Source organism: Streptomyces sp. NPDC107562, from assembly GCF_055657325.1.
This window is the reverse complement of the sequence record NZ_JBVKBE010000001.1, coordinates 577,277-590,810: the sequence shown is the minus strand read 5'-3', so window position 1 is coordinate 590,810 and position 13,534 is coordinate 577,277. Positions and strand designations below refer to the sequence as shown.

12 protein-coding genes are annotated in these 13,534 nt (G+C 73.4%); 9 read left to right on the top strand and 3 right to left on the bottom strand.

What is annotated here, in order from left to right:
* Positions 1 to 161 precede the first annotated feature (161 nt).
* On the bottom strand, positions 162 to 1,586 hold the full coding sequence (locus tag ACZ7LV_RS02700; protein ID WP_471934985.1) for a glucoamylase family protein: 1,425 nt from the start codon (positions 1,584 to 1,586) through the stop codon (positions 162 to 164).
* A gap of 506 nt (positions 1,587 to 2,092) precedes the next feature.
* On the opposite strand from ACZ7LV_RS02700, the gene ACZ7LV_RS02695 reads away from it, so the two are divergent.
* Positions 2,093 to 2,761, top strand: a complete 669-nt coding sequence (locus tag ACZ7LV_RS02695; protein WP_471934984.1) for a HEAT repeat domain-containing protein — start codon at positions 2,093 to 2,095, stop codon at positions 2,759 to 2,761.
* 6 nt (positions 2,762 to 2,767) lie between these two features.
* On the top strand, positions 2,768 to 3,769 hold the full coding sequence (locus ACZ7LV_RS02690) for a MerR family transcriptional regulator (RefSeq protein ID WP_471934983.1): 1,002 nt from the start codon (positions 2,768 to 2,770) through the stop codon (positions 3,767 to 3,769).
* A 51-nt stretch (positions 3,770 to 3,820) separates the two neighbouring features.
* Here ACZ7LV_RS02690 and ACZ7LV_RS02685 read toward each other — a convergent pair whose 3' ends face one another.
* Positions 3,821 to 5,107 (bottom strand): ATP-binding protein, encoded by a 1,287-nt coding sequence (locus ACZ7LV_RS02685; RefSeq protein WP_471934982.1) that lies wholly within the window; start codon positions 5,105 to 5,107, stop codon positions 3,821 to 3,823.
* A gap of 200 nt (positions 5,108 to 5,307) precedes the next feature.
* Here ACZ7LV_RS02685 and ACZ7LV_RS02680 point away from each other — a divergent pair, with 200 nt between their 5' ends.
* From ACZ7LV_RS02680 to ACZ7LV_RS02670, 3 genes are all read left to right on the top strand, one after another.
* Entirely contained in the window at positions 5,308 to 7,722 is a 2,415-nt protein-coding gene (locus ACZ7LV_RS02680; protein WP_471934980.1) for a SpoIIE family protein phosphatase, read from the top strand.
* 69 nt (positions 7,723 to 7,791) lie between these two features.
* Positions 7,792 to 8,742: an NAD-dependent protein deacetylase gene (locus ACZ7LV_RS02675; RefSeq protein WP_471934978.1), complete on the top strand. Its 951-nt coding sequence runs from the start codon at positions 7,792 to 7,794 to the stop codon at positions 8,740 to 8,742.
* Between the two features lie 37 nt (positions 8,743 to 8,779).
* A complete protein-coding gene (locus tag ACZ7LV_RS02670; RefSeq protein ID WP_471934977.1) occupies positions 8,780 to 9,205 on the top strand; it encodes a DUF6003 family protein in 426 nt (141 codons plus the stop codon).
* A gap of 42 nt (positions 9,206 to 9,247) precedes the next feature.
* Here the strand turns inward: ACZ7LV_RS02670 and ACZ7LV_RS02665 are convergent, their stop codons facing one another.
* A complete protein-coding gene (locus ACZ7LV_RS02665; protein ID WP_471934976.1) occupies positions 9,248 to 10,213 on the bottom strand; it encodes a YihY/virulence factor BrkB family protein in 966 nt (321 codons plus the stop codon).
* A 152-nt stretch (positions 10,214 to 10,365) separates the two neighbouring features.
* Here ACZ7LV_RS02665 and ACZ7LV_RS02660 point away from each other — a divergent pair, with 152 nt between their 5' ends.
* Genes ACZ7LV_RS02660 through ACZ7LV_RS02645 form a run of 4 tightly spaced genes read left to right on the top strand, consistent with a single transcriptional unit; the run spans position 10,366 to position 13,523 of the window.
* Positions 10,366 to 11,067: a hypothetical protein gene (locus ACZ7LV_RS02660; RefSeq protein WP_471934975.1), complete on the top strand. Its 702-nt coding sequence runs from the start codon at positions 10,366 to 10,368 to the stop codon at positions 11,065 to 11,067.
* 7 nt (positions 11,068 to 11,074) lie between these two features.
* On the top strand, positions 11,075 to 12,106 hold the full coding sequence (locus ACZ7LV_RS02655) for a MauE/DoxX family redox-associated membrane protein (RefSeq protein ID WP_471934973.1): 1,032 nt from the start codon (positions 11,075 to 11,077) through the stop codon (positions 12,104 to 12,106).
* A complete protein-coding gene (locus tag ACZ7LV_RS02650; RefSeq protein ID WP_471934971.1) occupies positions 12,082 to 12,612 on the top strand; it encodes a hypothetical protein in 531 nt (176 codons plus the stop codon). Before ACZ7LV_RS02655 ends, ACZ7LV_RS02650 begins: the two co-directional genes overlap by 25 nt.
* A complete protein-coding gene (locus ACZ7LV_RS02645) occupies positions 12,609 to 13,523 on the top strand; it encodes a peptidoglycan-binding domain-containing protein (protein WP_471934970.1) in 915 nt (304 codons plus the stop codon). Before ACZ7LV_RS02650 ends, ACZ7LV_RS02645 begins: the two co-directional genes overlap by 4 nt.
* Positions 13,524 to 13,534 lie beyond the last annotated feature (11 nt).

The following is a 13,534-nucleotide window of genomic DNA, read 5'->3' as shown; positions in this document are numbered from 1 at the left end:
GCAACGCGTCCGTCCGGTACTCAGCACAGGCGACACATACTTACCGACATATTACGCATCCCGCACATAAGTCCCCAGCCGAGGTGCCCCGGACCGGGGTCTCGGCTGGGGACGTATGCACAGGTCAGGCGGCGTCCGGAGCGAGCGGACGGGCACCGCGCTCAGATGCTGAAGCGCTCCTTGGCCAGCAGGGGGCCGACGCGTGAGCGGAAGCCACCGGTGCGGAAGGGGCGTTGGAGCAGCCCCGGACGCAGATGCTGGGCGAGGGCCGCGGCGATCATGCCCTGGTCCAGGGCGAGGACGAAGTCGCTCACCCGGCCCGTCGCGGTGTTCACGGAGTCGCGGAAGCCGTATCGCGCGTCGTACGCGCCGAAGTCACGGTCGAGGGCGCCGAGGTTGGCGAGGGCCGCGTCACGGGCGAAGGGCAGGGCGAGGAAGGAGGCGTGCGGGGTGACCACGCCGAGGGAGTGGTAGCCGTCCTCCTGCATCCCCAGCGTGTCCACGCCGTACTCGCGGTAGCCGCCCTCGGGGATGTTGGCGGGCGAGAACCCCCAGTACCCGTACCCCGACTCCAGCAGGCCGTGGTCGATCTGGCCGCGCACATAGCGCTGGTGCGTGGTGCCCCAGGAGCGCGGGGACCATGCGGGCTCGGGGACGAACAGCGGCACCATCAGCGCCTCGAACATGGAACCGCCCCAGGTGGGGACGACCTTGCGGCCCCGGTGGGTGTAGTGGCCCTGCCAGACCCGCACGCCGTCCAGGGTGACGTACGCGCCCTGCGGCTCCTGTTCCTGCCCCATGCCCGGCAGGAGGGTGCGGAACAGGTGCCAGTAGTGCTCCGTGGGGAGCGAGCCGTCGGCGATGCCGAGGTAACTCGCCATGCGGGGCTCCGTGTTGAGGGCGCCGTAGTGGTGGCCTGTCGGTTCGCCCTTGCCCGGCTTGTCCGGCCAGTAGCCGCCGCGCAGCTGGCCCGGGCCCGCCACGGGGTCGGCCGGGTCGTAGGGGGTGTAGTAGTAGGACCAGTCGGCGCCGGAGAGCAGGCGTGCGATGCGCGGGCGGAGCGCGGGGGCGGCGTCGGCGGCGATGAGCAGGCCCGTGACCAGCCAGGCGTTGTCGACGCTGGAGAGGAAGGGCCGTACCGGGTCGCCGGTCTCGGGCCAGGTCGTCAGGAGTGAACCGTCGTGGGCGTCGTACCAGTTGAACCAGAATCCGTGCGCGCGTTCCAGCCGCTCGACCGCGGCGAGGGTGTGGGACAGGCGCCGGTGCATGACGTCCGGCGAGATCACTCCGAGGCCCGCCGCCGCCACGGTGGACCACAGGCCGCAGCCGATGTTGGTGGGTGAGGTCTGGGCCGAGGGGACGGGGGTGCCCGTGCCGCTGACGTCGATCTTGTCGGCGGTCAGTCCGAAGTCCGTGGTCATCGCCTGGAGAGAGCGGTACGTCGCCGCGAACCAGGCACGGAGCGGGGCCCCGTCGGCGGGCGCGTGCCCGGCCGGGGTCGCGGCTGCCGCCGGGTACGAGGCGCCCAGGGCCGCCGCCGAGGCGGCGGCCGCGGTGGCGGTGGTGAGGAAGGTGCGACGGTTCATGCGGCTCCAACTCCCGGGAGGTGGGTGGGGCGGGCGGAGGTCTGTGTGTCGGCGGTGGGTGGGCGGGCAGGGGCTGACCGGGTGTCGCGCGGCGCCGTGAGGCAAGCCGGCCGCAGGGGCATTGCGCGGTGCCGGAGGCAGGCGGGGCCGGCTGTCGGGTGCCTCGTGCGGTGCCGTCGCGCGCGGCGAGGACCCGCTCCCGGGTCCGAGACACCGGAGCGTTCGGCCACGTCGTACACCGTGGGGGCGGAACTCATTGGGCGAACCCCTGTAGGTCATGCGCGCACGGTCGGATGAAAGCGCATTCATGCTAGGGGTGCGCAGGTCAGGGGGCAAGGGTGCCAGGCGGGCCGGACGGGCCGGGGGTGGGGCGGGGGACGCACCTCCGGTCGGCGACGCCGACGACCGCCCGGCGATCCCGAGAGACCGGGGCGCCGGGCGTCGTGGCTCCGGGTTGACCTTGACACGGTGACAAGGCCTTCACTGCGGGCCAGGAGGTGGTCCCGATGACCATGCGGCAAGAGGACACAGGAACGAACCGGGCGCTCGGGGCGCTGGAACACGGCAGCTCGTCGGTGCGGCTGCAGGCGGCGCTGGCGCTCGGCACGAGTCCGGACCCCGGGTACGTCGACCCGCTCGTCGGACGATGCGCGGTCGAGCCCGACTTCCTCGTGCGCGACATGCTCACCTGGGCACTGACCCGCCACCCGTCCGCACTGACCGTCCCGAAGCTCGTCGAGGAACTCCGCTCGGAGCGCGCGCAGGCACGCAGCCAGGCGTTGCACACGTTGTCCAAGGTCGGGGAGCGGCGGGCCTGGCCGGCGATCACCCGCGCGCTCCTGACCGATGCCGACGACGAGGTGGCGCGGAGCGCCTGGCGAGCGGCGGTGGCGCTGGTGCCCGAGGGCGAGAAGCCCGCACTGGCCGGCGTGCTGGCGACGCAGCTCGGGCGCGGTGGGCGTGAGACGCGGCTGAGCCTCAGCCGGGCGCTGATCGGGCTCGGAGAGGTGGTCGTACCGGCCCTGCGCGCCGCGACGACGGACGCGGTCCCCCAGGTGCGGCGGCACGCCGTCGCGACGGAGCGACTGTTGCGCGACCCTGATGCCGGGTTCGCGTTCGCCGTCGAGGAGGCCAAGCGCATCGTGGTCCTGGGGACGGACGGCGAGGAGGGATGACAGGAAGTGCTGATCGGTGAGGTGGCACGGCGGTCGGGGGTCAGCGCCCGCATGCTCCGGCATTACGAGTCGCTCGGGCTGCTGCGGCCGACCGGGCGCACCGCGGCCGGCTACCGGGAGTACTCCGGCGAGGACGTCCGGCGCATCTTCCACATCGAGAGCCTGCGGTCCTTGGGACTGTCGCTGCGCGAGGTGGGTCGGGCGCTGGACGATCCTGGGTTCAAGCCGTCGGCGCTCGTCGACGACCTGATGCGCCGGACGCGCGAACGCATCGCGAGCGAGGAGGAGTTGCTCACACGGCTGGGCAGGATCGGAGCCGCGGACCCCGCCGGCTGGGAGGACGTCCTGCAGACCGTGGCGCTCCTTCAGGGCCTCGGGTCGGAGAGCGCCGGGAAGCGCCAGCGCGCCGCGCTGTCGGCGGTCGAGGGGGCGCCGGTGGAGGTCCTGGCCGAGGCGGCACTGAGCGAGTCGGACCCGAACGTGGCGGGGGCCCTTCGCTGGGCGCTTGCCCGATCGGGCGAGGGCGGGCTCGGGCTGCTGGCGCGAGGCCTGGACTCACCGGTCGCCGCGGTGCGCGAGCGTGCCGTCCGGACCCTGACCGAGATGCCCGACCACGCGGCCACGACCGCGGTGCTGTACGACGCCCTCAGCCACGGCGACGTCGTCGTCCGCCGCGGTGCGGCACTCGCGCTCGGGGCGCGGGGGGTGGCGGCCGCGGTCCCGACGCTGATCGAGATGATCGTCGAGGAGGTGAACGACGTGGACGCCGCCGACGCGCTGAGCACGCTGGCGAGTGATCCCGGGTCGGCAGACGATATCGCCACCGGGCTGGTGGCCTGCCTCGACCGGGGCACCGTCCACGCGCCCGCACGCCGACGACTGACGCAGGCCCTCGCGGACATCCCGGGGGACACGGCCTCCCGTGCCCTCGCGGACCTGGCGCACGACGAGGACCGTGCCGTGGCCCTGACCGCGACGTACGTCCTCACGCTGCGCCGGTCGCGCTAGGTAAAGGCACCGACCAATACCCGCCGCGACGGGAGGGTACGACGCGTGGTCTCAGAGGCGGCTGTACTTCTCTATGTCCTGCGTGAACTCCTCGATGAGCCGTGGCGTGAGCGTGGACCGGGTGTCGGCGACGGCGGCCATGTAGTCGTCGGTGGTCGCCGGCAGGCCCCGACGGTCGGTGACCTCGCGCTCGAAGGCCGCCTGCGCGCCCTTGCGGGCCGCGAACTCGATGTCGGCGGGGGTGAACAACTCGGTGGCCGCGACCAGTTGGGCGACGTCGATGACGTCGGTCGCGGCCGTGAGGTAGCGGGCCCAGATGGCCGACCGGGCGGTCGGGTCCGGGGGCCCGATGGGAATGACGTAGTCGAACCGGCCCGGACGCAGGAAGGCCGCGTCGAGGGAGCGTACCGAGTTGGTGGCGCAGACCAGCAGCCGCGCGTCCTGCTCGCGGAAGACGGGGATGAGTTTGAGCAGTTCGTTGGTCACCCCGTGCCCGGGGTCGACCGCCTTGCCCGAACGTGCGCCGGCGATCTCCTCCACCTCGTCGATGAAGAGCAGCACCGAGTCGAGCTCGGCCAGTTCCGCGAAGACCTCGCGCAGCGCCGTCGCCAGTCCCTCGTTCGTGTCGGCTGCCAGCCGCGACGGGAACAGCTCCACGAACGGCCAGCCGAGCCGGGAGGCCACCGCCTTGGCGAAGCTCGTCTTGCCGGTGCCGGGCGGGCCGAACAGGATGGTCGCCTTGGGCGGGACGACACCGTAGCGGTCGGCCAGCGCCGGCTCCTGCAGCGGCAGCACGACCCGGCGTTCGACCACCTGCTTCTCCCGGTTCATGCCGGCCATGGCGTCCCAGAGCCCGTCGGGCAGTACCCGCCCGCCCAGCGCGGCCAGGACGTCGGCGTTGGCGGATCCGGGCGGATCGACCTTCTCGTAGTAGGTCAGGTCCTCGCGGAACCGGTACCCGGAGTTCTCCAGTGCCTTGGTCCCGGCGGCACCCGCGGGCAGCAGGGCGCTGACATGCCGTACGCCCACGGCCCGCAGGCGTCGCTCCAACTCGGCCAGGAGGGCGCTGCCGATCCCGCGCTCACGCCACCGGGGCGCCAGCGCGATCAGCAGGACCCACCCTCGTCTGCCGTACGCCTGCGCCATCGCCATGCCGACCAGTTCGTCTCCGACGACGGCGACCACCGCGGGCTGTCCCGCCTTCGCGGCGGCGATCACCTCCGAGACCGGGAACACCGGATCACGGGCGTCCTGACCCGCCTGGCGGCTCTGGTCCCAGACCTGGATCGCCTGGTCCAGGTCCTCGTCGTGATAGTCGCGAAGATGCCAAGCGGGCATCACCACCACCTCTTCGGGCGCAGAAAATCCCATTGTCACCCGCCGGCGCCCGGGATGCCGCGACAACTGCCGCCGCACGCCGAGCGACTACTCGTCGTCTTCCCCACCGCAACGCGCCGTAGCGTGGACCGTTGCCTGCCTTGACATGGCCCCGCGAGTGCCGCTTTGCAGGCGCAAGACGGCAGACCTAGCTTAGGAAAGTGCCCCAATTCGACGCCGCGTCCGGTGCCGGTACGGCGTACGGCGACGCCGGTGCGCCGCTGGCGGTCGTCGGTCGCGATGGCACGGTCATCCGGTGGACGGACGCCGCCGAACACCTCCTCGGCCATCGGGCCGAGGAGGTCCTGGGTCGACCCGCCGAGCGGCTGGCGGCCGCCCCCGGCGAGGGTGCGAGCTGGTTCGGCCAGGAGTGGGCGGGACGGACGGTCCTGCGCCGCCGTGACGGGCGGTCCGTGCAGGTGGGTCTGCGGGTGTCCGCGCTTCCGGGGGCGGACGGGGCGGTGGACTGGCTGATCTCGGTACTGGGAGCGGCGGAGGCGACGCCCGCGGTGTCGGTCGCCGAGAACAGTCCGTTCCCCACCGCGGTCTGGGACTCCGAACTGCGCATGGTGTGGCTGAACGCGGCCCTGGCACGCGCCTACGGGCCCACCTGGCCGCGGCGGCTCGGCCTGCCCTTGCAGGAGTCGCCGCTGTACGCGGACACCGCACAGGTCAGGGCGTTGTTCCGGCAGGTCCTGGAGACCGGCGTCCCGGTGATCGACCGCGAGCTGGACCAGCGCGACCATCGCTGGCGCCGCACCTACGCGCTGTCGGTCTTCCCGGTGGAGAACGCACGGGACGGCGAGCCCGGCGTGTGTTCGACGAACGTCGACGTCACCGCCTCACGGCGGGCGCGGGAGCGGGTGACGCTGCTGAGCCGGGCGGGCACCCGCATCGGCACCACGCTGGACGTCATGCAGACCGCCCAGGACCTGGCCGACGTCCTGGTGCCGGCGATGGCGGACTACGTGACCGTGGACCTCGCGGACGCGGCCGAACTCAGCTACGAGCCCCTCGCGCGGCTGGGCACGACCGGCTCCGGCGCCGTCCCGGCCTTCCACCGCGGGGGCATGGCCTCGATCCGCCCCGGCGTCCCGGAATCCCTCTGGGCGCGCGGCGAAGCGGTGTACGTCCCCCCGCGCTCGCCGTTCCTCCAGGTCCTGGCCACCGGACGGTCCTATCTGGAGCCCGTCCTCGACGTCTCGCCGGGCTCGTGGCTGAACCACGACGCGGGACGGCTGGAGAAGATCATCTCGCTCGGTATGCACAGCATGCTGGTGATACCCATGCACGCCCGTGGCGAGATTTTGGGCGTCGCCGTGCTCGTGCGCACGGAGACCCCCGTCCCGTTCGACGAGAACGACCGCATGGTCTCCGAGGAGGTGGTGAGCCGGGCGGCGCTGAGCCTGGACAACGCCCGTCGCTACACCCGGGAGCACACGGCGGCCCTGGCCCTGCAACGCGACCTGCTGCCGCGCAATCCGAGCGGCGGCAGCGCGTTGGACGTGATGTGGCGCTATCTGCCGTCCGACCGGCGCGGCGGGGTCGGCGGCGACTGGTTCGACGTGATCGAGCTGTCCGGCGCCCGGATCGCGCTGGTGGTCGGCGACGTCGTCGGCCACGGCATCAGCGCCGCGGCGGGCATGGGACGGATCCGCGCCGCGATGCTCACCCTCGCCGCCCTGGACCTGTCCCCCGCGGAGGTGCTGGCCCACCTCGACGACCTGCTGGCCCGCCTGGCGGCCGAGGACTTCGACTCGAAGGCGATGCCCACCATCACCGGCGCCACCTGCCTCTACATCGTCTACGACCCGGTCAGTCGGCGGTGCTGGGCCGCACGGGCCGGCCACCCCCCGCCCGCGCTGGTCGACCCCTCCGGGGACGTCACGCTCCTCGGCATCCCCGCCGGGGCACCCCTCGGTGTCGGCGGGCAGACGTACGAGGACCTGGAGATGGAGCTGAGCGAGGGCAGCACGCTCGTCCTGTACACCGACGGCCTCGTGGAGACCCGGGACCGTGACATCGACTTCGGGCTGGACCGGCTGCGCGCCGCCCTGACCCAGCGGCCGGGAGCGCCGCTGCAGGACCTGCGCTCGGCGGTCGTCGGCACCATCCCGCCCGGCGAGCAGGCGGACGACGTCGTGGTGCTCCTGGCACGGACCCGCTCCCTAGGTCCCGACCAGGTCATGGAGTGGGAACTGGACGCCGACGCGTCCGCCGTCGGGGAGATACGCGCGGCCGCCGTGCGGGCCCTGCTGGCGTGGGGGCTGGAACGGCTGGTGCCCGCCGCGGAGCAGATCGTCGGCGAGTTGCTGGCGAACGCCGTGCGCCATGCGGCGGGGCCGTTGCGGCTGCGGCTGATCCGCGACCAGGTGCTGGTGTGCGAGGTCTTCGACAACAGCCTCAACGCGGTGCGGACGGTCAGCGCCGGGCCGGACGACGAGGAGGGACGCGGCCTGGCGATCATCAGCGCGCTGGCCTCGCGCCACGGCTCCCGTGGGACGCCGACGGGCAAGTGCGTGTGGGCGGAACTCCTGTTGCCCTCGGGGCCGGCGGCGACCGGTGACGGTGGTTGAGTGGCGCGCACACCCGGGTGGAGCGCAGCGGGCAGCGCCCACGGGCGGTCCGTTCCGTACCCTTGCGGCATGCGCATGCGCCCCACCTTGAGCTGGACCCCTCCCGGTGACCTGCCGCCGGGCACCACGGACCTGGAGCCGGTCGCCGACGCGCTGCGCGCCGGTGGTGTGCTGGTGCTGAGCGGGGCGGGGATCTCCACGGAGTCGGGCATCCCCGACTACCGGGGCGAGGGCGGGAGCCTGAGCCGGCACACCCCGATGACCTACCAGGACTTCACCGGCAGCGAGCGGGCCCGGCGCCGGTACTGGGCGCGCAGCCACCTCGGCTGGCGGACCTTCGGCCGCGCCCGCCCCAACGCCGGGCACCGGGCCGTGGCCGCGTTCGGGCGGCACGGTCTGCTGTCGGGGGTGATCACCCAGAACGTCGACCGGCTCCACCAGTCCGCCGGCAGCGAGGACGTCGTGGAGCTGCACGGGAGCCTCGCCCGGGTCGTCTGTCTCGGCTGCGGCGCGTTCAGCTCGCGCCACGAACTGGCGCGGCGGCTGGAGGAGGCCAACGCGGGCTTCGCGCCGGTGGCGGCCGGAATCAACCCGGACGGTGACGCCGACCTCGACGACGAGCAGGTCGGGGACTTCCACGTGGTCCCGTGCACGAACTGCGGCGGCATCCTCAAACCGGACGTGGTGTTCTTCGGCGAGAACGTTCCGCCGGCGCGCGTCGAGGAGTGCCGCCGGCTGGTCCGTGAGGCCGCCTCGCTGCTGGTCCTGGGCTCCTCGTTGACGGTGATGTCCGGGCTCCGGTTCGTCCGCCAGGCGGCGGACGCCGGGAAGCCGGTACTGATCATCAACCGGGACCCGACCCGCGGTGACCGGCACGCCCTCGTCCGGGCCGCGCTCCCCCTCGGAGCGGCCCTCACCACGCTGGCCGACCGGCTGGGCGTCCTGGTGCGGGACGGACAGCGGTCGGACGGCGGCGCTCGGTCGGGTGAGTTCGGCGCTGAGGCGGGCGCGGCGGGGTAAAGGGACGTCGACCACCCCCGTTGAAGTGGAGCCGAGGATGACCGACGACGCCTACCTGTTCCTGCTCGACGACGCGACCACGCCGCTCGGCGTGGCGCCCGCGGCCGTCGGAGACCTCCCGTCGCTGGACACCCCCGCGGTCCGCGCCTGGCTGGCCGCGCAGGACAGCTCGGTGACCTCCCCGCACCTTCGGCTGCTGCCGCCGGAGGAGAGGGGGGCCGTGCCCGAGGGTGCGGAACGGCTGCCTCTTCGGCTGAGCGAGGAGGAACTGAACCTGGTCCGCCACCGGATGGCGCCGCAGTCCCTCGCCGCGATCGAGGAGGAACTGCTCACCTACCGCGACTACGCGGACGGCCGGGACGGCCTGATCGGCCGCGCGCTGGCCGCCGGTGTGCCAGCGCACCGCATCGTGGAGCTCACCGGGGTCGACCCAACGACGGTGGCCGGGGCGGCGGCCCGCTGACGACGCGGCGGCCTCGCCTGTCGTCGGCGGGCGCCGTGCGCTTCACGCACCCGGGCCGGGATCCGGCCGGACCGGGGACACGATGCCGGCGCGGGCCGCCTCCAGCTGGGCCGCGAACGCGATGCCGAGAAAGAGCGCGATCGCGGTGAGGTTGGCCCACAGCAGCAGCGCGATGAAGGCGGTGAGCGGCCCGTACACCGCGCCGAAGGCGCCGCTCTCCTCGACGTACAGCGCGAGCAGCCAGGTGGCGGCGACCCACAGCAGGAGGTGAACCGCCGAGCCGAAGGCCAGCCAGGTGTAACCGGGCTGGTCCCGGCGGGGCGACCAGCGGAAGATCACGGCCGAGGCCACCCAGGCCAGCGCGAGCCCGACGGGGATGTCGAGCACGCCCCACCACTGGGGCCCGCCGTCCTCCCAGCCGGCGGTGTCCGCGACCGCATCGCCCACGGCCTCGCCGGCGACGAGGGCGACGAACCCCAGGACCAGCGGCAGACCGGCGGCCAGCGCGAGGACGATGCCCCGCCCGTACTTGCGCGGGAAGGGGCGGTCCCGTTCGATGCCGTAGATGCGGTTGGCGCCGCGCTCGATCTGGCCCATGGCCGAGGCGAGGTTCAGCAGCGCGAAACCCAGGCCGAGCCACAGGGCGAGCGTGCTCCAGACGTCGCCGTGCGCGGTGCGCCGCGTCCCTTCGAAGGCGTCCTCGACGATCGCGGCGCTCGCACCCGGCACGATCCGGCCGAGCGTGAGCTCGATGATCCGGCCCAGGGCCTCGGTGTGCACCGAGGTGGCCAGCCCGACGAGCGCCACGACGCAGGGGACCAGCCCGAGCACCACCTGGAAGGCGAGGGCCCGCGCGTTGGTGAAGCCGTCCGCGTAGCGGAAGCGCGCGAAGGAGTCGGTCAGCAGCCGCAGCCCTCCGTAGTGGCGCAGGGCGGCGAAGGCCTCGTCTCCCGAGAGCTCCTCCCCGATCATGTCCCTGGTCTGCGGGACGTGGACGGCGGTTCCCATGGACGCTCCTTGTCGTACGGCGGCTCCCTGTCCTGTTGCCCCGTCGACCTTTCCCTACGACCTGACGGAAGAGATTGACAGGTTCATGTCTCTTGCCTAGTTTCCTCTGCGGTCGCGGCGTCGCTCAGGCCCGCACCCCCGGGAGGATGAACATGGTCGCACCGTTCGTCACTCACCGCGCCCTCGACGGCGCGACATATCGTCTGGAGGGCGAACTCGACCTCCGGGCGCCCTGCACCTCCGCCGTCGAGGTGGTGGCCGGCGGCCGGCTGGTCGAGTTCACCGCGGGGCCCGCCGCGTTGGGAGCCGACGTCGCCGACTCGCTCGGCATCGGCGCGCCCGACTCCGAACTCACCTTCCAGAAGGGCACGTTGCGCATCCATGAGTCGGTCGAGCGGGAAGCGCGCTCCGGGCTCGTGGAGCGCCCGTCGCTCGTCGTGTGGCGCGGGGAGCGCCACTCGCTCGTGACCCGGCTCTACGGCCTCGGCACGGCCGAAGTGCTCGGGCTGCTCAGGTCGGTGCGCATCACCGAGAACGAGCACGGACTGAGCCTCGGGCCCGATCCGTCGGCGGGAAGTGCCTTCGCGCGGCCCGCGACGGTGATCAAGGAAGTGCCCGGCCTCGGGCTGCTGGAGCTGTCCCGGCGGACGAAGGAGCACACCGCCCAGCTTCCGCCCTGGAAAGGGGTGTCGGTGGCCTCCGGTGAGCTGTTCCGCGACACGCTCTCGGACGGCAGCCCGTTCTTCGTGATCGCCTCCAGCGAACTCTGGGCCACCGTGGTGCCGTTGGCGTCGACCTCCGTCGAGCGGGTGCCCGAGCTCGTCGGGCGGCTCGCGTTGCGGCGCACCGGGTGATCCGGCGGTGACCTCCTTCTGGGGCGGGCTGACCGCCATGATCGTGACGCTGACCCTTCTCGTGGGCGCCGGCTCCCATGCCGCCGGTCCTGCTGCCCTGGGCGAGGCGCTGCGGGTCCACGGGGTGCTGGGGGCGCGGCTTCGGCGGGCCGCCTCCGTCGCCCTGCCGCTCGCGGAGGGCGTCCTCGGGGCGGCCGGCGCGGCCGCGCTGCTCGGGGGGCAGGTACGGGCACTGCAGGCCGTGCTCGCCGCGGCGGCCGCGCTCTTCGGGGTCTACGCCGGCTACACCCGGCACGTTCTCGCCCTCGGCCGTGGGGGCCCGTGCGGTTGTTCACGCCGGGACGTGCCCCTGAGCCGCTGGGTGACGCGGCGGGCCGCCGCCCTCGCCTGTCTCGCGACGGCCGGCGCGGTGCTCGCGGGGGCAGGGCCGCTGCGGCTGTCGGCGGCGGAGCTGGTCACGCTCCTGCTCGCCGCCCTCGCCTGCACCGTCCTGCTGTGGTCCCTGCCGGCCGCGATGCACGAGCCCGCCGCACAGGGCCGGGCCGGGACCAGCACGCACCCAGCGACCATGACCGCCGCACACCGGCCCGACCGGCCCACCGCGGATGGGTCGACGACGCCCACAGCACACCAGCTGGGCACGCCCGCAGCACACCGGCCGGACACGACCACGGCTCACGGGCCGACGACGACCACACACGGGCCGACGACGACCACGGCTCACGGGCCGACGACGACGACCACTCACGGGCCGACAACGACCACTACACACCGGCCCGACACGACCACCACTCACAAGCTGACAACGACCACCACACACCGGCCCGACACGACCACCACACACGGGCCGACAACGACCACCACACACCCGCCGGGCACGATCTCCGCACACGGCCTGGACACGACCACCCCGCTCGGGACGACCGCGGCCCTCGCGCCCCGGAGGGACACCAGCCCCGCTCACCCGCCGACCGAAGCCACCGTGCACCGAACTGCCGAAGGAGTGTCGACGCGATGGACTTCACCACCAGCGCGGTGATCGTCTCGTGGGCGGCGATCGCGCTGCTCGCGCTGGTCGTCTCGGGTCTGGTCAGACAGGTGCACCAACTGTCGCGCGCACAGCCGCACCTTCCCGGGCGCACCGGGCTCGCGCCCGGCGCGGCGGCGCCCGGGCTCACCGCCCCGGGTCTCGACGGCCTGCTGCGGACGGACCGCGCCTCGCTGCTGCTGTTCCTCGACGCGGACTGCGGCACGTGCGGCGAGGTGCTCGCCGAGGCCCGCGCCTGGACCGTGCACCAGGGCGACGCGGCCCCCCAGGTGCTCGGACTGTACGCGGGCCCCGTGCCGGGCGACGCCGGGAACGCCGTCACGGTCCTGGGCGACCGCCCGGAGCTGTTCACGGCGTACGACATCCCCGCGACCCCGTACGCGGTGGCCGTGGACACGGCGGGCCGCGTCACGCGTGCGGAGCCGCTCGGTTCGGCCACCGCCCTGCTGCGACTGCTCGACGACCTCCACCCCGCGACGCCGAGGAGCCTGCCATGACGTCCCTGGACGACGTACCCACACTGCGCCGGTCGGCGAGCGCCGGCCGTTCCCGGGCCTGGCGCGCGGACGTGCCGTCCTTCGCGCCGCGCCGGCGCACGGTCCTGCAGGCGGCCACCGCCGTGGGCTTCGCCGCGCTCGGGGTGTTCTCCGCCGCCCGGCAGGCGTACGCCGACGGCTACGACATCTGGACGGGGGCGTGCCCGAGCTACGCGGCGGACCACAACTGCTCGCCGGGCTGCGGGCCCAGCACCGTCTACGCCGACGCCTGCGTGACGTCGGGGACGAACACCGGCTTCCACCGGTCGGACGGCGTGACCTGGACGCTGCGGCCCAACCAGTGCTACGCCGGAACCTACGACGGCTGGCTGTGGGCGTACAGCGCGGCCTGCGGCAACTGCGGCTGCGGCATCGAGCGGCGCTGCCACGACGGGTACCGCAACACCGGCTCCGGCTGGGTGAAGTCCATCTGCCGCTGGACCACCGAGTGCGGCTGCCCCGGCTCCGTCAACTGGCCCACCACGAGTCGCGGCGCCACCGGACCCGACGTTCACGCCGTCCAGCACCTGCTCACCTTCCGGGGCCACCCGACCGGCGTGGACGGCGTGTTCGGGCCGGACACCGAGGCCCGGGTGGAGGAGTTCCAGACGGCGAACGGGCTGAGCCCCACGGGCAGCGTCGGCCCGGCCACCTGGCCCCTGCTCGTCGCCACCGTGCGTCAGGGTGACGTCAACGACGCCGTCCGGGGCGCCCAGCGGCAGCTCAACAAGCACGGGTACGCGCTGAACGTCGACGGCAACTTCGGCACGCTCACCCGGCAGGCCGTCGTCGCCTTCCAGTCCCTGCACGGCCTGAGTGCCGACGGCGTGGTCGGCCAGAACACCTGGCGCACGCTGACCGGGACGGTCTAGATGAGAGGAAC